Below are 18,491 nucleotides of genomic sequence, written 5' to 3'. Positions count from 1 at the left end.
CTTTTTAGTATATCTGTGTAGCAGGACAAATAAAGGGATAGCCGTAAAATATATTCTATCCTGCTGACCTATCCCTCTCACCAAACTTAACTGTGTGGTCCTCGCTGGGAGGAATGAATCATGGCGACGCTTGATTCACGAACGATTAAGCGTGGTTCAAATTGGATGTGTTCGTAATCGGTCGTGCTCATCTCCCGAATCCGTTTTAACAACAGCTCGGTAGCAAGTCTGGCGACTTCTTCGCCCATAATGGACACGGAACTAATCTGAGGAGACGTGACGGTTGTCCATTGATTGTTATCCACACCCACAACAGCCACATCTTCAGGTACACGAACCCCTAACTCCTTGAACCGATTAACCAATCCGATGGCAACCATATCATTAATGGCATAGACGGCATCTGGCATATGCGTAAGTCCGTAAAAATAATCTGCAGCATTGGCACCTGTATTCAATGAAAAGTCCTCACCAAAGTAGACGAGAGAAATGTCCACATGGCCTACGGCTTGCTCATACGCACGAAAGCGTTCTTCAATAATGTCCTTCGGTGCTCCCGCATATGCAATTCGAGTTCGACCGATCTTGAACAGATGTTCCATTACCAATTTTCCTTCAGGTTGAGAGAGAGAGACGATATCCGCTTTCATACCCGGTTCCAGTTTCTTGCCGTAATTAATCATGGAGATAGGGAGCGGCGCCTTATCAATCAGTCCGGGTAACGTTTTGGGGTACGCCAGAGGCATGAAGATTAGTCCGTCCACATGCAATTTTTTGACATTACGAATGGTTTCAAGCTCCGTTCTGGCATTGCCTGCCGTATTGATCTGAACGACATGGTACCCATGTTGCTTCGCCGTTTGCTCTACAGACCAGGAGATTTCCGGAATGATGGCGTTACGTATGTCGGGTACAACAAGCGCGATCTGGTGCGTTTGCCGGATTTTCAGACTCTGTGCCGAGGTGTTGGGTACAAACCCCAGTTCTTTAATGGCCTGCATCACCTTATCCCGTGTTTTACTGCTGATGCCTTCTGAATTGTTGATGGCCCGGGATACGGTAGCGATGCCCACGCCGGCACGCTCTGCAACGTCCTTGATCGTAAGTTTCTGTTCTTTCCTCAATGTACGGTTACCTCACTTTATCGGAAACGATTCCGAATTATTAGGAATATGTATGAACTTCACGATAGTTATATAACTTGATTATAACATTTGAACAATGAAGTATCCCGTGAATGGGCCAGATTTATGGCAACGCCTGATTAAATTTCAATGGGACTACAATAATATTTGCCATGATATATGTTAATAACAAGGATTACATCGTTTGTAATACCCCTAAGATCACTTGAATTAAAGTGCGAGCATTCTTAAGTGAACTCGATATGATCATGAAATAGCCATATTAGTGGAGAAATATGTTTGACAGCGTATCTAAAATGTGACATATTTAATTTACGGAAACGTTTCCGATTATATCACAAATTATGATCTGGGAGATGAAATGAATGAAAGCATTACGTTGGCATGGAGTCAAAGATTTACGTCTCGAAAATATTAATGAACCTCACCCTGAAGAAGGAAAGGTCAAAATAAAAGTGGAATGGTGCGGTATCTGCGGCAGTGATTTGCACGAGTACACAGCAGGTCCAATCTTCATTCCCGCTCAAGCACCGCATCCGCTAACAGGGGAACAAGCGCCTATAGTTATGGGGCATGAATTCTCAGGACAGGTGGTTGAAGTAGGGGAAGGTGTTACGCGTTTCAAGGCGGGTGATCGTGTTGTGGTAGAACCCATCTATGCATGTGGACACTGCGAAGCTTGTAAACAGGGCAGATACAATCTGTGCGATCAGATGGGTTTCCTTGGACTCGCTGGAGGCGGAGGAGGATTCTCCGAGTATGTAACTGCTGCAGAAAATATGGTACATGCCATTCCGGATTCAATCTCGTATGAGCAAGGTGCGTTGGTTGAACCTTCAGCTGTAGCACTTCACGCTGTGCGCCAAAGCAAGCTGAAAGTGGGAGATACGGCAGCCGTGTTTGGCGCAGGCCCAATCGGACTACTGGTCATCGAAGCGCTTAAAGCTTCGGGAGCATCGGATATTTATGTAGTGGAGTTATCGGATGAACGGAAAGCAAAAGCCGAAGAGCTCGGTGCCATTGTGATTGATCCAACGCAGTTTAATGTCGTGGAAGAGATCCATCAACGTACACAAGGTGGCGTTAACGTAGCTTATGAAGTAACCGGTGTTCCACGTGTTCTGCAACAAGCCATCGATTCGACACGTATTGGTGGAGAGTTGATGATCGTCAGTATTTTTGAACAGGAAGCGCCGATTCACCCGAACTCAATTGTCATGAAAGAACGTACAGTTAATGGCATTATTGGTTATCGCGATGTGTTCCCGGCTGTTATCAGTCTGATGGATAAAGGTTTCTTCCCGGCTGACAAGCTGGTGACCAAACGAATTTCGTTGGATGAAGTGGTAGAGCATGGATTTGAAGCACTGTTGAAAGAGAAAAATCAGGTTAAGATTTTGGTAAAAGCTGAATAGAAATCACAGACATTAAGAACAAGTAGACAGCACATCAACAGATGTGATTGTCTACTTTTTTTGTATAAATAGGGCGAAATTTGTTGCATGTGCGGGTGGTTTTACATAGTATAAAAAGATACAAATTGTATCATCTTGGTGTGAAGGTAATGATGATGAAAAAATGAAGGAGGAAGCGGACATGCAGAGACATACAAAATGGACAGCCGTAATTTTGACCATTGTCGCAGGAATGAGCTGGATGCTTATGGGGAACTCCAAGCCGAAAAACACCACCTCAACGAGTCAACCCCCTGCGACGGAACGTGGGCTTGCCAAGGTGTCGAATGCACCGATCAGTTCAGCGGATGTAACATCGAAGATCGAACTGCTAGGCAGACCTTTTACCAAAACACCATATGCTAATAACGTCTGGGACATGCAACTGTACAACGGCAAGATATATTTGGGCCACGGAAATAGTAGCAATCTGGGCGTAGCTCCTAATTCAGGCCCTATTCCAGTCATTTATTATGATACAGCGAATGCAAAATTCAAGACCCAGTCGGTGACGAACAGCAACCCGGGCATCTTGCCATCAACGAAGATGTATGTGGATGAGGAACAGATTGATATCTACAGAGTACTAAACGACAAGTTATATATTCCTGGCAATGATTCTGATAGTGAACAGTGGGAACTGGGCAACTTCTATCGTCTGGATGGAGAGGTGTGGACCAAATATCGCAATCTGCCGCTGGGTGTACACGTATACGATTTGGCATCTTATCAGGGCAAGATGTTTGCCGCGCTGGGTACAGAGTCCAAACCAACCATTCTAATCTCTCATAATGAAGGTGAAACTTGGCAAAAATATGCGACTATTAATACGTTTGGTTTCCGGGCTTATACCATGTTCCATCTTAATGGCAAGTTATATGCATCTGGCATGATGTATCCTGCCAATAAAATATGGAATGACAAAACTAATATTTTGGAGATTAATGAAAATCTTGAGAAACGGGATGTTGTCATCTATGGTAACAAAATGCTGCCTGGAATAACCTATCAAACGGGCACGATTCCTTATAATAAAATAGGCAAAAATGTTAACTTCAATAACAAGTTGCTCTATATAGCAGGTGGCGTGTTTAATGATGGGCAGCTGCTGCCCAAATCTTTGAATGTCATGACCGACATCAATCAGGCAAGGCGAGTTAATCTGCCAGATGTCAAGGCGCTCCCAACCGATGTGCTGTTGCGTGATGGCAAGGTGTATGTGCTTACGTATACTCGCCAAAGTGCCAATCTGTATATCAATCGGGTCTACCAATCAACGGATCTGACCACATGGAATGAGATTTTAAGTTTTAACCAGGACACCTATGCCAAGTCTTTCGAAGAGAATGAGGGTGACTTCTACTTTGGTCTGGGTACCGATCCGGATGTGTTATCAACTTCATCAGGGAAATTGCTTCGAGTGAATCGCAGTGATATCCCCGTGAATGCTAATTAAATTGGAAGGAAGATTATGGATTATATACTATGCTACATCCACATTATTGGTGACCGGGAAAATACTTTAAGATGTAGTAGAGTGCATGTCAGACTGCTTCGGTAGTGTGATCCAACAGAGGCTGCCGTAAGGTAGCTTTCTTTTTTTTCTATAAGAGTAGTTTGAACGCCCAACTTCGAAAATTTGAAAATAAAATTAAGAAACTATAAAATGGATAGAGAAATAATCCTAAACCAGTCAACTGGATTACACGTGTTACAATATACAAAAGCATGTCGCATTTCATGTGGATGCGGAGTTCCACACTTCCAATTGCAAAGGAGCAATGTACTATGAACGTACCTTCAGCATTATTCAAACCTTTCACCTCGGACAAGCTAACATTGTCTAATCGAATCGTTATGGCACCCATGACTCGCGGATTCTCACCAGAGGGTGTACCTGGACCAGAAGTTGCTGAATACTATCGTCGCAGAGCAGCAGGTGGAGTGGGGCTCATCATAACGGAAGGCACAGGCATTAATCATCCATCTTCGGTTAGTGGAGCGAGTATTCCATTATTCCATGGTGAAGATTCGTTGCAAGGATGGGCTAATGTAGTGAAAGCAGTACATGAAGCGGGTGGCAAAATCATGCCACAATTGTGGCATGTGGGTACAGCACGTCGTTCCGGTGACTTGCCTAACGCAGAAGCTGAGCCTGTAAGTCCGTCAGGGGTTAGCATGGCAGGTGAACCATCACGTGAACCATTAACGGAAGAGGAGATTCAAGGTCTTGTACAGGCATTTGCCCAAGCGGCAGCGGATGCACAGCGAATCGGGTTTGACGGCATTGAACTGCACGGAGCCCATGGATACCTGATTGACCAATTCTTCTGGGAGCAGACGAATCGACGGACCGACAATTATGGTGGTGATTTGGTACGGCGAACCCAATTTGCGGTTGAAGTGATTGAAGCTTGTCGTGCGGCGGTTGGTCCTGATTTCCCAATTGTGCTCCGGTTCTCCCAATGGAAGATGGGGAATTATGAGGCACGTCTGGTGGAGACGCCAGAACAATTGGAGCAATTCTTGGCCCCGCTTAGTACTGCTGGCGTGGATATATTCCATTGCTCTACACGCCGGTTCTGGTTACCGGAATTCGAAGGATCTGAGCTGAATCTTGCGGGTTGGACGCAAAAAATAACGGGTAAACCAGCTATTTCAGTTGGATCGGTAGGTCTTGAAGCTGAATTCGTAGACAGAGCAACCGAGAACCAGGGAACAGGTGATGCCCATTTGGATCAATTAAATGAGAAGTTGGAGAACAATGAATTTGACTTGATCGCCTTGGGTCGTGTTCTGCTTAGTGATCCCGAATGGCCTGCCAAAGTTCGTGAAGATCGCATATCCGAAATCATTCCATTTACAACGGAAGTGTTGCAAACACTCCATTAATAGAAGCCTAATAACGTTTGGTGAAAGGTGAACTAACACTGAACGGCAACGATTTACAACGAAAAGTAAAACAAAAACGAACAAATAGGCCGCCTTTGGGCGGCTTTTCGATTTGTCTATACTAATAATTTCAACATATGAAAAATTCACAATAGAAAATCGTTTTCTGCACCGTTACTCCTATTTATTCTCCATATACATCGCACACGCGCCTAGTCACAACACCATTAAGTTCCACATCTCAGGTTCCAGTGCAACCACTTTTTTTACCACTTAAGTGTCTGAACAACGATTCAATCTTCAGTACGACTTATTTTGAGAATCCACCACCTTATGATAAGGTTAGGCCTGAACCCAAGGGTTGCCAAGATGACATTACATAAGGAGGATGAATATCCTTGCACAACTATAGGTACAACTCGAACAATAAATGGAGAAAACCACTGCATATGATGTGTCTTCTGCTGGGGATCGTTCTGCTTTTATCGGCATGTGGCCAAGCACAGAAACCTTCCTCCGCGACGGACTCGAATACCGGATCGAACGCTGGCTCCAACTCAGGGCAATCTTCCTCATCGCCGGAGCAGAATACCGCGCCACCGCAGGAAGAAGTACCAGAGGAACCGCAAGAAGAAGTCGATCCGGTGCAGGAGCAACTTAGTTCATTAACGTTAGAAGAGAAGATTGGACAGATGATACTGGCCGGTGTTCAAGGGACAACGTTGGATGATCAAGCCAAACAGATGATTACCGATCAAAAGGTAGGGGGCATTATTTTCTATGCCAACAATGTATCGACACTCGAGGGAACAGCCAAGTTTGTACAATCCATCAAGGAAGCGAATCAGTCCAACCCGGTACCGATCTTCATGAGTGTGGATCAGGAGGGCGGCAAAGTGAGCCGTATGCCGGAGACGGTGGAATCCATTCCTTCCAGTAGAAAAGTAGGGGAGACGAAAGATAGCGCGCTTGCTGAAACGATGGGCGAATTACTGGCGAGACAGGTTCAGCTTGCGGGTTTTAATGTGGACTTTGCTCCTGTGCTGGATGTGAACAGTAACCCGAAGAACCCGGTGATTGGAGATCGTTCATTCGGCAGCTCGGCAGAACTGGTGTCACGTATGGGGATTGGAGAGATGAAGGGATTACGTAGTGAAGGCATTATTCCGGTAGTGAAACATTTTCCGGGTCATGGTGATACGTCCGTAGACTCCCATCTCGATCTCCCTGTCGTGAATAAAACGGAAAAACAACTGGCCGAGCTTGAATGGATTCCGTTCCAGGCCGCAGTGAAGGAGCAGGTAGAGGCGGTCATGGTTGCACACATTTTGTTCCCGAAGCTGGACCCGGATCATCCGGCTTCCTTATCGGATGTCATTATAGGTGAACATCTGCGCGGGAAGTTCAATTATGATGGTGTCGTCATCACAGATGACCTGAGTATGGGTGCAATCGCGAAGAACTACAAGTTGGACCAGGCAGCCCTGGCAACTGTTAAAGCAGGAAGTGACATTCTGTTGGTAGCTCACAGTTATGAGAGTGCCAAGACGATTTTTGATACGCTAATAAGTGCAGTAAAGTCAGGCAAAATCACCGAGTCCCGAATTGATGAAAGTGTATATCGTATCCTGGCATTGAAGAAACAATACAAGTTATCCGATGATCAGAAAGCTTCCGGAGACCTGAAGCAATTGAATGCAGATATTGTGGATTGGCGTAAGCAAATCGATGCTAGATAATAAATCCTGTGTTATGATTTTGCCAGAGGTGAGATCCAATAATGTATACCATTATGATAATAGAGGACGATCCCAAGATTGCGGGATTATTGAAATCACATATTGAACGCTACGGGGACCGGGCCGTTCTGGTCGAGGATTTTGAGATGATTGTGCAACAGTTTGAGCAGGTACAGCCACATGTGGTACTTTTGGATATCAACTTGCCCAGTTACGATGGTTTCTATTGGTGTCGCCAGATTCGTACGCTGTCTACATGCCCCATTTTGTTTATCTCCGCACGGAGTGGGAAGATGGATCAGGTCATGGCACTGGAGAACGGGGCGGATGATTATATTACGAAGCCATTTGAGCATGAGATTGTTATAGCAAAAATTCGAAGTCAGCTGCGCCGGGTATATGGGGACTATGCTGCTCGTGATGAAGAACGCAAGGTGGAACTGGACGGTTTGGTCGTGTACTTGGAAAGACTGGAGATTCAGCTTGGTGATCGCAAAGTACAGCTGACGAAGAAGGAAACGATTCTGCTGGAAACGTTACTCCGCCGCAGTCCCAAGCTGGTGAGCAGAGAGACAATCTTGGAGAAGCTGTGGGATGACTCTTTTGTGGATGACAATACACTCAGCGTTAACGTTACTCGGGTGCGTAAACGATTAGCCGAACTTGGTATTACGGACGCACTGGAAACGGTCAGAGGTTCGGGTTACCGATTGAACAATACCTGGAAGGCCTCTTCACCATCATGAGATTGTTTATACGAGAACATCTCGCTTTAACGTGCTGGGTTGTTGCCATCTTGTTCACCGTTGTTGCAGTGTTCTGGTATGACGGTTACAACGATTGGGTCACGGCTGCTTATGCCGTAGCGTTGGGATTATTTTTATACATCGGATATTTGGTGTATCGTTATTATTCACATCGCTCCTTTTATACCCGGATGTCACGATCGATGGATTCGCTGAAGGAATTTGTACCATTGAACGAAACAAGTCCTTTATCACTGGCGCTGGAAAAGCTGCTGGATTCACAATACGGACAGTACCATGCTCATCTCCATCGGCTGGAACAACGGCAGCAAGAATATCTGACATTCATGAACCAGTGGGTCCATCAGATGAAGACACCGTTATCCGTTATTGAGTTGACCGTGGAAGGTCAGGAAGATGATGATCCTCGGCTCGTAAGCATTCGGGAGGAAGCGGACCAGATGAGGCGAGGTTTGGAGACTGTGCTGTATGTGGCCCGGTTGGATACCTTCGAACAGGATTTCAGTGTCGAACCTGTGATACTGAAGACCGCTGGGGAAGAAGCGATCCATGAACTCAAGCGATTCTTTATTCGCAATCACGTCTATCCAGAGATGCATATCGATTCTGCGCTGGTTGTGCAATCCGATGCCAAGTGGATTCGTTTTGTCTTGGTACAGTTACTGTCCAATGCAATCAAATACTCCGCGGGCAGCGGGCAAAAGATCTATGTGCGTGCGTATGAAGCCGAACGCTCCATCATACTGGAAGTGCAGGATCAGGGCATCGGAATTCCGAAGTCTGATCTAAACCGGGTATTCCAGCCTTTCTTCACCGGGGAGAACGGGCGGCATTTCAAAGAGTCCACAGGCATGGGGCTGTATATTGCCAAAGAAGTGTTAACACGGATGAATCATCGGATTGATCTTGAATCCGTGTACAGCGAAGGAACGACTGTACGAATCACATTCAACTCCTGAAGTGACAGATTGAGGTAAGATTGGGCCGTGAGGTGTGTATTTTTGTTGAAGAAGTGTGAGTGGAGTATGAATTACAGTGTGAGTGTACGTATAGACGTCTATTGCCTGATCGGGGCGAAGGCGTCTTTTTGATTTTCATGATGCAACCTTACAACATTGTCATGTTGATGAAAGGTTAAACCATAGGAGAATGGCCGAAACTTCGATAGACTGTAGTCATAAGAGTACAGGAAAGGCCACGCACAATACACATGCACATAGCATGAATGTAACTTGATTTTGAATTCATATATCACTAAGGAGTTGTAACCATGGAGATTTGTTCTGTGAAACAGATCAGTAAAATCTACAAAGGCATCGTATCTTATGAAGCGTTATCAGGTATTGACCTCAGTATTCAGGAAGGTGAGTTTGTTGGCATCATGGGACCATCGGGTAGTGGCAAAACAACGCTGCTGAACATGATCTCAACCATTGATCACCCAACATCAGGCGAACTGCGGATTGCAGGAAAGAATCCGTTTGAATTGAATCAGGACGAACTCGCGCTGTTCCGGCGCAAAGAGCTTGGATTTGTTTTTCAATCGTTCAATCTGTTGAATACACTGACAGTCAAGGAAAACATTGTGCTGCCACTGACTCTTGACGGTGTTTCGCTAGCAGAGATGAACACACGTGTCGAACAGCTGGCAAGCAAGTTGGGGATCGAGGGTATTCTGAACAAACGGACATATGAGATATCAGGAGGACAGGCACAGCGTACGGCCATTGCCAGAGCGCTTATCCATTCCCCGAAGCTGATTCTGGCCGATGAGCCAACAGGCAACCTGGATTCGAAGGCGGCAAGAGATGTCATGGAGATTCTCGAAACGCGCAATCAGGAGGATCAGGCTACGATGCTGCTGGTCACTCATGATGCAGTAGCTGCAAGTTATTGCAGTCGGGTTGTCTTTATCAAGGATGGCAAACTGTATAATGAAATTCACTACGGCGATAATCGCGCAGCCTTTTACCAGAAGATTATTAATGTATTATCCCTAATGGGAGGTTCAGGACATGAATTTTCGCCAGTTCGCCATTAATAACGTTGTTCGTAACAAACGAATTTATCTGGCTCATTTTCTGAGCAGTACATTTTCCGTTATGATCTTTTTTACTTACGCATTGCTCCTGTTCCATCCCGACTTGAAAGCGGGCTTAAAGGGATCAAGTGGGACGGTTACGTTGCTTGCAAATCAGGGGTTTGTGATTGCAGAGATCATTATATTCATCTTTTCATTCCTGTTCCTGCTCTACTCCGTTGGTTCATTTCTGAAGACGCGCAAGAAGGAATTTGGTATTTTCCTGATCATAGGCATGACACGTAAACAGATGAACAGACTTCTGTTTATGGAGAACATGTGTATCGGATTAGCTTCCATCATTACCGGGATTGGACTCGGAATTATTTTCGGCAAATTGATCCTGCTGATCTGTGGCTCCATGCTGGCTGTTGAGAACAGTCTTCGATTCTATTTTCCGCTAAAAAGCATTGCCCTGACCGCAGGTGCATTTCTGCTGCTGTTTGTTGTGATCGCGATGTCCTCGTCCTTGCTCATTCGCAAAGGAACTCTCATTGACCTTGTGAAATCAGAGGAAAAACCGAAACCGGAACCCAAAGCATCACGTCTACTCGCCTTGTTATCGGTATTGTTAATTGGCGGGGGTTATGCAGGAGTATTCACTTTTGTATGGATAAGCTTCTCCTTTCCGTTATTACTCGCAAGTGTCGTGGTTGTTATTGCAGGTACGTACTTCCTGTTCACACAGCTCAGTGTATACATCATTCGGGCACTGAAAAGAAATCCAAGGTTGTTTTTCCGTAAAACCAATCTGCTCTTCCTATCTGAACTTACCTATCGAATGAAAGACAACGCCATCATGTTTTTCATGGTAAGTATCATTTCAGCCTCTTCATTCACGGGAATTGGCACCATGCTCGCGATTGCTGACCCGGGGTTGTCGTCCATGTCGAATCCGTACGCATTCAGTTATATGAATAACTGGGATACTCCCAACTCCGAGCGACATATTCGGAAGATTGAAGAAACGTTGATTGATCATCAAGTTCCCTACGTGAAGGGCAGTTATGCTCATATACCTGAAAATAATAATGGAAGGATTATCAAACTGAGTGATTATAACCGTCTGGCGAAGGCACTTGGGTACGAAGAACGTACGTTGAAACAGGTCGATGAGTCATTTATGACACCTAGCAATTTGGCGGTTCGTAAGAAGTACCGTGATCAGGCTGAACAAGGATTCTCAGGGACGGAGGTCGATCTGGAGATTGATAATCGGTCGGAACAGATTCGGCTAGTGACACCTGGTACCGATATTGTGATTCCTTTTCAAAATGAAATTAATCTCTACGTTGTAACCAACGAATTGTTTGAGAAGTTGAGACCGGCGTATAACGAGGAAGTTGGCATGCCTGAAGGTTTCTATTCGAGTCGAACGATACAATTTATCGTGAAAGATTGGATGGGTACACGCAGCTTTGCTCCTGAATTGATCAAATCCATTCAAGATGATCATTCCGAAAAAGGTTATTACGAGGTCAGCGCGCTTGTGGTGGATTGGCTTAATTCCAAGCAGACCAATGGCATCATTCTAATTTTGAGCGGCCTGATCGGCATTGTTTTCTTCACCTTTGCAGCAAGTTTCACGTATTTCAGACTTTACGCAGATCTAGAACGGGATGAAGCGCAGTATCGCATGATTGGCAAAATGGGACTGAGTCGTCCCGAACTCCGTAAGATCGTAACAAGGCAGCTATTGCTTATGTTCTTCCTGCCGATTCTGGTGGCGGTCATCCACAGTTCGGTTGCCTTTGTGGCGTTGCAGCAACTGGTTGATTTCTCGGTCTTTGGATACAGCCTGCGCATCTTCTTGGTGTTTGCTTCCATGCAGATTTTGTATTTTGCACTCGTTCGCTGGCGGTATCTGCGTCACATGTATTCCAAATTAGTATAAAATAGCATGGCCCAACAGACACCGGACTCTTCGCTCGGTGTCTGTTGACTTTTCTATCTCTGGCACAGTACTATTTTGTTAGATACAGAATGTATCATTACATAGTTTCTCAAGCAGTTAGAAGGATGGAGTTACAGAAATGTCAGGCCGGTGCCTGAGAGGGAGGACATATCATGAGTATCACGATGTCTCGTGGACAAGCTTACATTCAGCGTCTGAATGATGAGCGGAATGTATGGCTGGACGGAGAGCGTATCCAGGTAACTGGGCATCAGGCCTTTCAGGGAACACTTCAAACCATAGAAGGATTGTTCAATCTGGTGGATGACCCGGAGACAAGGGAAATCGTGGCCTATTGGGACGAACAGACGGGAAGTTACGTGCATCGCTCTTTTCTTGTGCCTCGTTCACTTCCTGACGTGAACAGCAGGGCGGATGCTTTTCGGCTGTGGGCCGATCGGACGTATGGGGTGATGAGCCGATTGTCTGATTATGCCCGATCCAGGCTGACCGGTTGGTATGCAACACGACATGAGATGACAGCGCATGACCCGGCATTTGCAGACAAAATATCGGATTATTTTGCACAAGCCAAACGAAAAGATGCATTCCTGACAATTGTCCAGCGGGACCCACAGATTAATCGTTCCTTGCCTGTTGGAGAAGATGAGGATGCCATGCTGCGAATTGTCAAAAGGAATACAGAGGGCGTTGTGATCCGCGGGGCCAAAATGGTGGCAACAGCAGCGCCTTATGCCGATGATATCATTGCTTATCCCGTTCAACGAATTCCAGGCCACCTGCCAGAGCTGGCCCATATGGTAATTGTAGCCGCGGACAGTCCGGGTTTGCACATGATGTGTCGTGAATCTTTTGCCACAAAAGATACAGATAAATCACATCCACTCAGTGCGCAGTATGATGAGATGGATGCTGTATTATTTTTTGACGATGTATTTGTGCCCTGGGAACGTGTATTACTGCACAATAACCCTGAAGCCGTATGGCAGATTCGCTGCAATACAGCTTCGGCCAGTCTGGCCTACCATCAGAGTGTCATTCGATTACACTCGAAACTGGAGTTTATTACAGCCGTGACCTCATCCATTGCCAAGGAGATTGGGGTGGACTCTTTCCTGAATGTACAGGAACAACTCGGAGAGCTGATCAGTCAGATGCAGACCATCGAGGGACTGATTATTGCTGCTGAAGCACAGTCCAAACCAGACACATTTGGCAACTGGTTGCCGGAATTCAAATATATTGAAACCGCACGTAATCTGGGCAATCGCTATTACCCCCGCGCGGTGGAGATTTTGAAGACCATTGCTGCGGGTGGTCTGATTCAGATTCCTTCAGGTACGTTTGAGACTAATGAAATGATGGGTTCTTTGGTAGGCAAATATCTTGGTGGAGTAACGATGCAAGCCGCGGAGAAGATTCGTCTCTTTCAACTCGCATGGGAGCTGACCGGAAGTCCACTCGGAGCAAGGCATGACCTATATGAACGTTTCTACGCGGGTGATCCCGTGCGCAATCGGGCGAACCAATATGTGCAGTATGACAAGGAACGTTTATTGGGGAAAGTTGAGCCGTGGCTTCGTTCGCTTAAGGACTGATCTGATGATCTAATACAAATGGTCGAATGAAGATCGAAAAGCCTGAATGAAGAACGAAAAGCTTGAATGTAGGCTGAAAACAGCAAACAGCCCTATTTTAGTTAATGCCTTGGCCTGAGCCAGGGCTCTATTTCTATTTATTTAGATTATCTTTAGAAATGATTTAGGTTGAATTAAGAGACGTAGTATATAGTAATAATGTAGAGATAGGCATAGAGTATAGGAAATGAGAGGAATAACATGAGATACACCGTATTAATTGCAGATGACGAACCAGAGATTGTTGAACTGCTTCAACTATATCTGGAGAAGGACTATACCATTAAAACTGCGGTGAATGGAGCCGAGGCATTACAATGCATACGTTCAACACAGATCGATTTGGTCATACTGGACATCATGATGCCTGTAATGGATGGATTGCAGTTGATCAAACAAATCAGAGCCACATATCACATGCCTGTACTGTTCCTATCCGCTAAAAGTCAGGATCACGATAAAATCCTTGGACTTGGACTTGGGGCAGACGATTATATAGCGAAGCCGTTCAACCCGCTTGAGATTGTCGCCAGAGTAGAGGCGTTGCTCAGAAGAGTTAATCAATTTGATGCAGCGGAGATCCCCGAAGCGAAAGAACAGAATCTGGTATTAGGTGATCTGACGCTGGATCGATCCCAATGTATCCTTTTTCGTTCAGGAAGTCCTGTAACATTGACCTCTACAGAGTATAAAATTATGGAATTGTTGCTTGATCAACCTGGCCGAGTGTTCACCCGTAAAAAAATATACGAAGCGGTCTGGGGCGATTATTATGCGCACGAGGACAGCACGATTATGGTACATATCAGCAACATTCGGGAGAAGATCGAGCGTGACTCCAGACAACCGGAATATCTCAAAACGATAAGGGGACTGGGATACAAAATTGAAGCGCCCATGGAAAGCTAGAGAAAAGCGACTGTTGCAGACATCCCTGACACTGGACTTCTTGCTGTTCAACTTCTTTTTGCTGTTACTGGTATTGATTGTGTACCTTATGGTTTCACTGGATGTCGTGGATTTTCGCATTTCGGATCAGGTGGTTGATCCAGATCTGAATGTTGAAGCCCACGTGTATGTAGCAGAGCTGGAGAACGAATTTTACTCCGGTGGAGGTTCGGTGTCGAAAGGCAAAGACACAGAGATTCAACGTCTCAAGGATAGCGGCGGCTGGATTGAAATATTGGATGCGAATCGCAATGTCATTCGTCATGTGGGAGACAAGCAAGATGCGTTCACACAATACAGTGAAGCCGATCTGTATGATGGATTGGAAAATCGGAGTGACCAGGAATACTATTATTCGATCACTCCTCTTTCGACAGAAGGAGCGGTAGCGTATGTATTGCTCAAAATCCCGCGTGATCTGGTCAGCGTGCGGATTAATGATAATCAGTTGATTACTAATCTGAAACATCCATTATCCTTTTACATTATGATTGGCATCGGTTTAGTATTGTTATTGATCTTTGTCTATAGCTATTGGGTCGCACGGAGAATCAAAAAACCACTCAGTATCCTCTCCTCGGGTCTTACGCAGATGATACAGGGAAATTATAGTACACGGATGTCGATCTCAGCCGAGAGGGAATTTGTCCAGATAGGTGAGACTTTCAACTACATGGCGGACGTCATTGAGAACACCTCTGCGGAGAAACGTTACGCCGAAGAGAGCAAACAGCGACTGATTGTAGACTTATCACATGATCTGAAGACACCGATAACATCCATACAGGGATATGCGCAGGCATTGGTGGAAGGACGTGGAGAGGACAAGGATAGGCAGCAAAGATATCTGGGGTACATCTATAACAAGTCTGTTCAAGTTGCACGCATGATACAGAATATGCTGGAGCTGCTCAAGGTGGATTCGCCCGATTTTCGCATGCATATTCAGAGAAGAGAGATTGGAGAATTCCTGCGCGAGATTATGGCAGATACTTATGGGGAGATTGAACAGAAACAGTTTGTCCTTCATGTACTTGTTCCTGATGAGGTGATCTACGCGAGGTATGATCCGGAGCTGTTATCCAGAGTCATTCAGAATCTGATTACCAATGCTCTGTCTTATAATCCAATCGGGACCGAACTGCGCGTCGAACTCATTCCGCTTCATACCCATGTGGTGATAGAGGTGGCAGATAACGGAGTGGGCATACCTCAAGAACTATGGTCAACGATCTTTGACCCGTTTGTACGAGGGGATGAGGCGCGGACAGCGACCGGAGGCACCGGACTTGGTTTGTCCATCGCACGACGTAATACGGAGAAAATGGGCGGACGGCTGATCCTTTCCCGGCGTGGGCGAGAGACCACCGTGTTTACCATTGAGATTCCAAATTAAATAAGAGAAGAAATGTCCATGTGGGGGGAAATATTTTGTTCAAAGTAAATACGTTTGTCCGGTTCAGTATTGCACTGGCGCTGATATTGGTTAATATCTATTTATTATCACGTGTAAGCTTCATCTTTCAGCCGCTCGTCACCATGATCACGGTCATTACCGTGCCGATGATGTTGTCGGTGTTCTTTTATTATCTGCTAAGGCCGCTTGTGAATTATATGGAGAAAAAGAAAATAAATCGCACGCTAAGTATTTTGCTAATCTATCTGGTTATTGCTATTCTGGGAGTGTTCTTCATCATTGGTTTATGGCCATCGTTACGTGAGCAACTGATCAATCTGGTCGATAACGCACCAAGTTTAATTAATTCATTAAGTGACCAGCTCAGAGAGCTGGAGCAAAATGGTGCCATTCAGGCCTTGTTCCCTGAGGGCTCGACACCTTTCTCCCAGATCACGGAGTATATCAACAAAGGATTTAACTTTGTAACCAACTATGTAAGTGGATTTTTCTCACTTGTTTCCAGTTTTGCGATCATCTTGTTTACACTACCTATTCTTTTGTTCTATATGCTGTTACAAGGCGAGAAATTTGGTCGTAAATTGGCACATATCGCTCCAAAACGTTTCCAAAATGACAGCCGTGATGTTGTAATTGAGATTGATCAGGCGTTGAGTGGTTTTATCGTGGGAAGAGTTTTGGTCAATCTGGCGCTGGGTGTATTGATGTATATCGGTTTCCTCATCATTGGACTGCCGTACGCATTACTGCTCACGGTAATTGCGGTCATCATGAACTTTGTTCCGTTTATCGGCGCGATTGTGTCGTCCGTACCTATTGTGATCATGGGTCTCGTGGTATCACCATCGGTTGCCATCTGGTCTCTGATTATTATTCTTGTCGCTCAGCAGATTCAGGACAACCTGGTTGCACCGTACGTATTCGGCAAAAAGCTGGATATTCACCCGCTCACGACCATCATTCTGGTGTTGGGTGCAGGCGACCTGGGTGGAATTATTGCCATCCTGATTATTATCCCGGTTTATATGATCGTTAAAATTCTTTTGGTTCGAATCTATAACATGTTCTTCAAGGACAAATGGCAGAATGCATAGAATTTAATTATTCGAAGGAGTGGAGCACATGTCTGAAATTATCGAAAAACAATACAATGAACCTGAATATATCGCACCTCAATCTGTTCAAATGGGTACCATTCATATCTCGAATGATGTGCTGTCCAAGATCGTAGGGATGGCGGCTCAATCAACGGCTGGCGTATCTTCCATGTCAGTTGGACTGACTGAAGGGATTGCCAAGAGTATCAGCGGCAAGAGTCTGCAAAAAGGGATTGACGTACACGTCAAAGACGATCAGGCAACCATCCAGCTGCGCATCAACATTCAATATGGCAACAAGATGCATGAGGTTTGCCGTGAACTTCAACATAATGTTCAACAGGCTGTAGAACAATTAGCTGGCGTTATGGTCAATGAAATTAAAGTACAAGTCGTTGGTGTATCCATGCCGGAGACGGTATAAACAATTAAAAAGAATGTAAGGAATAACGTTTGTAAGGATAAACGATTAACAAAAACAGCACCTTCCCAATTAACAACTTAACTGGGAGGGTGCTGTTTTATGTTTGCGGTAGTAGGTGGGCGCTTCGCCCATCACTTTTTTGAACATTTTGGAGAAAAGCAATTGATCGGTATAGCCCACAGAACGGGCAATATCACCAATGGTCAGACAGGGATCAAGCGTCAATTCGGCTGCCCTGCGCATCCGGTAATGGACCAGATACGACTGAATACTGCTTCCCATTTGGTCCTTGAAGAGAGAGCACAGGTAACTGCGCTGCAAACCGACATGGGCCGCGATGGATTGAACGGTAATGGCATTGGCATAGTTCATTTCAATGAAGTCCATTACCTGCGTTACGTACGTTTCCTTCGAATAATCCGGCATGGGTTGAAGATGATCTGAATTGGCCTGATCAATCAAAATAGAGAAGAATTGATATAGCAACCCAGTCATGCTGATCTCCCAGCCTTTATGGGTATGCCGCGAATTAATCATTCGATGCAGACAGGATCGCATCTCGTCATCCTCATTGCCCAGTTCAAAAATCGGATGATGCTCTGACAGACAAGCCTGCTGTAAAAAGGATGAACTATTGCTGCCTTGAAAAGCAACCCAGCTGTATTCCCATGGGTCATCCTGATCTGCTTCGTAATGCACGACGGAATGCGGAACGATCAGAAATCCTTGCCCTTTGTGCAGGGAATACGTTTTGCCACCAACTTCGAAGGTGCCTTTGCCATTCAAAATATAATGAATTTTGTAATAGTCTCGCATGGCAGGGCCAAAGTGGTGACCTGGTGTACATGCTTCCGTACCATAATGAAGGAGCTGTAGCTCCTGAAAATGATTGTTTTTGAACATATACGTAATCAAGGGTATTCACTCCTGTACGATTTCGTCTCATCTTGCATTTTAACATACTAAATAGTTGAAA

At 45.3% G+C, this 18,491-nt stretch carries 15 protein-coding genes; 13 read left to right on the top strand and 2 right to left on the bottom strand.

Translation table 11 applies throughout. The annotated features are described in order from the left end of the window. Nucleotides 1-86: 86 nt before the first annotated feature. Nucleotides 87-1,124 (bottom strand): LacI family DNA-binding transcriptional regulator, encoded by a 1,038-nt coding sequence (locus MHI01_RS05385; RefSeq protein ID WP_340982709.1) that lies wholly within the window; start codon nucleotides 1,122-1,124, stop codon nucleotides 87-89. Between the two features lie 386 nt (nucleotides 1,125-1,510). Here MHI01_RS05385 and MHI01_RS05380 point away from each other — a divergent pair, with 386 nt between their 5' ends. The 13 genes from MHI01_RS05380 (at nucleotide 1,511) to MHI01_RS05320 (ending at nucleotide 17,515) form a co-directional block, all read left to right on the top strand. Further along, complete coding sequence (locus MHI01_RS05380) at nucleotides 1,511-2,560, top strand: 2,3-butanediol dehydrogenase (RefSeq protein WP_074094829.1); 1,050 nt, start codon at nucleotides 1,511-1,513, stop codon at nucleotides 2,558-2,560. Between the two features lie 181 nt (nucleotides 2,561-2,741). Beyond that, nucleotides 2,742-4,055, top strand: coding sequence for a hypothetical protein (locus MHI01_RS05375; protein ID WP_340982708.1), 1,314 nt, complete (start codon nucleotides 2,742-2,744; stop codon nucleotides 4,053-4,055). A gap of 332 nt (nucleotides 4,056-4,387) precedes the next feature. After that, the gene (locus MHI01_RS05370) at nucleotides 4,388-5,491 is read left to right on the top strand and encodes an NADH:flavin oxidoreductase (RefSeq protein WP_340982707.1); all 1,104 of its coding nucleotides are present in this window, start codon (nucleotides 4,388-4,390) and stop codon (nucleotides 5,489-5,491) included. 398 nt (nucleotides 5,492-5,889) lie between these two features. After that, nucleotides 5,890-7,230 carry a beta-N-acetylhexosaminidase gene (gene nagZ, locus MHI01_RS05365; RefSeq protein ID WP_340982706.1) on the top strand — a complete coding sequence of 447 codons (1,341 nt, stop codon included), beginning with the start codon at nucleotides 5,890-5,892 and terminating at the stop codon, nucleotides 7,228-7,230. Between the two features lie 41 nt (nucleotides 7,231-7,271). Beyond that, the gene (locus tag MHI01_RS05360) at nucleotides 7,272-7,976 is read left to right on the top strand and encodes a response regulator transcription factor (RefSeq protein WP_047842720.1); all 705 of its coding nucleotides are present in this window, start codon (nucleotides 7,272-7,274) and stop codon (nucleotides 7,974-7,976) included. Further along, on the top strand, nucleotides 7,973-8,956 hold the full coding sequence (locus MHI01_RS05355; protein WP_340982705.1) for a sensor histidine kinase: 984 nt from the start codon (nucleotides 7,973-7,975) through the stop codon (nucleotides 8,954-8,956). The genes MHI01_RS05360 and MHI01_RS05355 overlap by 4 nt, the downstream gene beginning before the upstream one ends. Nucleotides 8,957-9,267: 311 nt before the next feature. Beyond that, nucleotides 9,268-10,038: an ABC transporter ATP-binding protein gene (locus tag MHI01_RS05350; protein WP_036608600.1), complete on the top strand. Its 771-nt coding sequence runs from the start codon at nucleotides 9,268-9,270 to the stop codon at nucleotides 10,036-10,038. Next, on the top strand, nucleotides 10,013-11,971 hold the full coding sequence (locus tag MHI01_RS05345) for an ABC transporter permease (protein ID WP_340982704.1): 1,959 nt from the start codon (nucleotides 10,013-10,015) through the stop codon (nucleotides 11,969-11,971). Before MHI01_RS05350 ends, MHI01_RS05345 begins: the two co-directional genes overlap by 26 nt. A gap of 173 nt (nucleotides 11,972-12,144) precedes the next feature. Beyond that, nucleotides 12,145-13,590, top strand: coding sequence for a 4-hydroxyphenylacetate 3-hydroxylase family protein (locus MHI01_RS05340; RefSeq protein WP_253508002.1), 1,446 nt, complete (start codon nucleotides 12,145-12,147; stop codon nucleotides 13,588-13,590). Between the two features lie 240 nt (nucleotides 13,591-13,830). After that, on the top strand, nucleotides 13,831-14,538 hold the full coding sequence (locus tag MHI01_RS05335; protein ID WP_047842723.1) for a response regulator transcription factor: 708 nt from the start codon (nucleotides 13,831-13,833) through the stop codon (nucleotides 14,536-14,538). Next, a complete protein-coding gene (locus MHI01_RS05330) occupies nucleotides 14,516-15,973 on the top strand; it encodes a sensor histidine kinase (RefSeq protein WP_340982703.1) in 1,458 nt (485 codons plus the stop codon). The genes MHI01_RS05335 and MHI01_RS05330 overlap by 23 nt, the downstream gene beginning before the upstream one ends. 35 nt (nucleotides 15,974-16,008) lie before the next feature. Beyond that, nucleotides 16,009-17,088 carry an AI-2E family transporter gene (locus MHI01_RS05325; protein WP_036608593.1) on the top strand — a complete coding sequence of 360 codons (1,080 nt, stop codon included), beginning with the start codon at nucleotides 16,009-16,011 and terminating at the stop codon, nucleotides 17,086-17,088. A gap of 28 nt (nucleotides 17,089-17,116) precedes the next feature. Next, the gene (locus tag MHI01_RS05320; RefSeq protein ID WP_082762737.1) at nucleotides 17,117-17,515 is read left to right on the top strand and encodes an Asp23/Gls24 family envelope stress response protein; all 399 of its coding nucleotides are present in this window, start codon (nucleotides 17,117-17,119) and stop codon (nucleotides 17,513-17,515) included. A 69-nt stretch (nucleotides 17,516-17,584) separates the two neighbouring features. Here the strand turns inward: MHI01_RS05320 and MHI01_RS05315 are convergent, their stop codons facing one another. After that, nucleotides 17,585-18,430 (bottom strand): AraC family transcriptional regulator, encoded by an 846-nt coding sequence (locus tag MHI01_RS05315; protein ID WP_340982702.1) that lies wholly within the window; start codon nucleotides 18,428-18,430, stop codon nucleotides 17,585-17,587. Nucleotides 18,431-18,491: the final 61 nt, after the last annotated feature.

The organism is Paenibacillus sp. FSL M7-0656 (genome assembly GCF_038003225.1).
In the GTDB taxonomy this organism is placed as follows: Bacteria; Bacillota; Bacilli; order Paenibacillales; family Paenibacillaceae; genus Paenibacillus; species Paenibacillus amylolyticus.
Note: the sequence above shows the minus strand (reverse complement) of the source record. Positions and strands in the feature narration are given on the sequence as shown.

What these genes read in the sequence shown, in the direction of transcription:
- MHI01_RS05380 (WP_074094829.1), top strand. Translation starts at nt 1,511, where the DNA reads ATGAAAGCATTACGTTGGCATGGAGTCAAAGATTTACGTCTCGAAAAT.
- MHI01_RS05375 (WP_340982708.1), top strand. Translation starts at nt 2,742, where the DNA reads ATGCAGAGACATACAAAATGGACAGCCGTAATTTTGACCATTGTCGCA.
- MHI01_RS05370 (WP_340982707.1), top strand. Translation starts at nt 4,388, where the DNA reads ATGAACGTACCTTCAGCATTATTCAAACCTTTCACCTCGGACAAGCTA.
- MHI01_RS05360 (WP_047842720.1), top strand. Translation starts at nt 7,272, where the DNA reads ATGTATACCATTATGATAATAGAGGACGATCCCAAGATTGCGGGATTA.
- MHI01_RS05355 (WP_340982705.1), top strand. Translation starts at nt 7,973, where the DNA reads ATGAGATTGTTTATACGAGAACATCTCGCTTTAACGTGCTGGGTTGTT.
- MHI01_RS05350 (WP_036608600.1), top strand. Translation starts at nt 9,268, where the DNA reads ATGGAGATTTGTTCTGTGAAACAGATCAGTAAAATCTACAAAGGCATC.
- MHI01_RS05345 (WP_340982704.1), top strand. Translation starts at nt 10,013, where the DNA reads ATGAATTTTCGCCAGTTCGCCATTAATAACGTTGTTCGTAACAAACGA.
- MHI01_RS05340 (WP_253508002.1), top strand. Translation starts at nt 12,145, where the DNA reads ATGAGTATCACGATGTCTCGTGGACAAGCTTACATTCAGCGTCTGAAT.
- MHI01_RS05335 (WP_047842723.1), top strand. Translation starts at nt 13,831, where the DNA reads ATGAGATACACCGTATTAATTGCAGATGACGAACCAGAGATTGTTGAA.
- MHI01_RS05320 (WP_082762737.1), top strand. Translation starts at nt 17,117, where the DNA reads ATGTCTGAAATTATCGAAAAACAATACAATGAACCTGAATATATCGCA.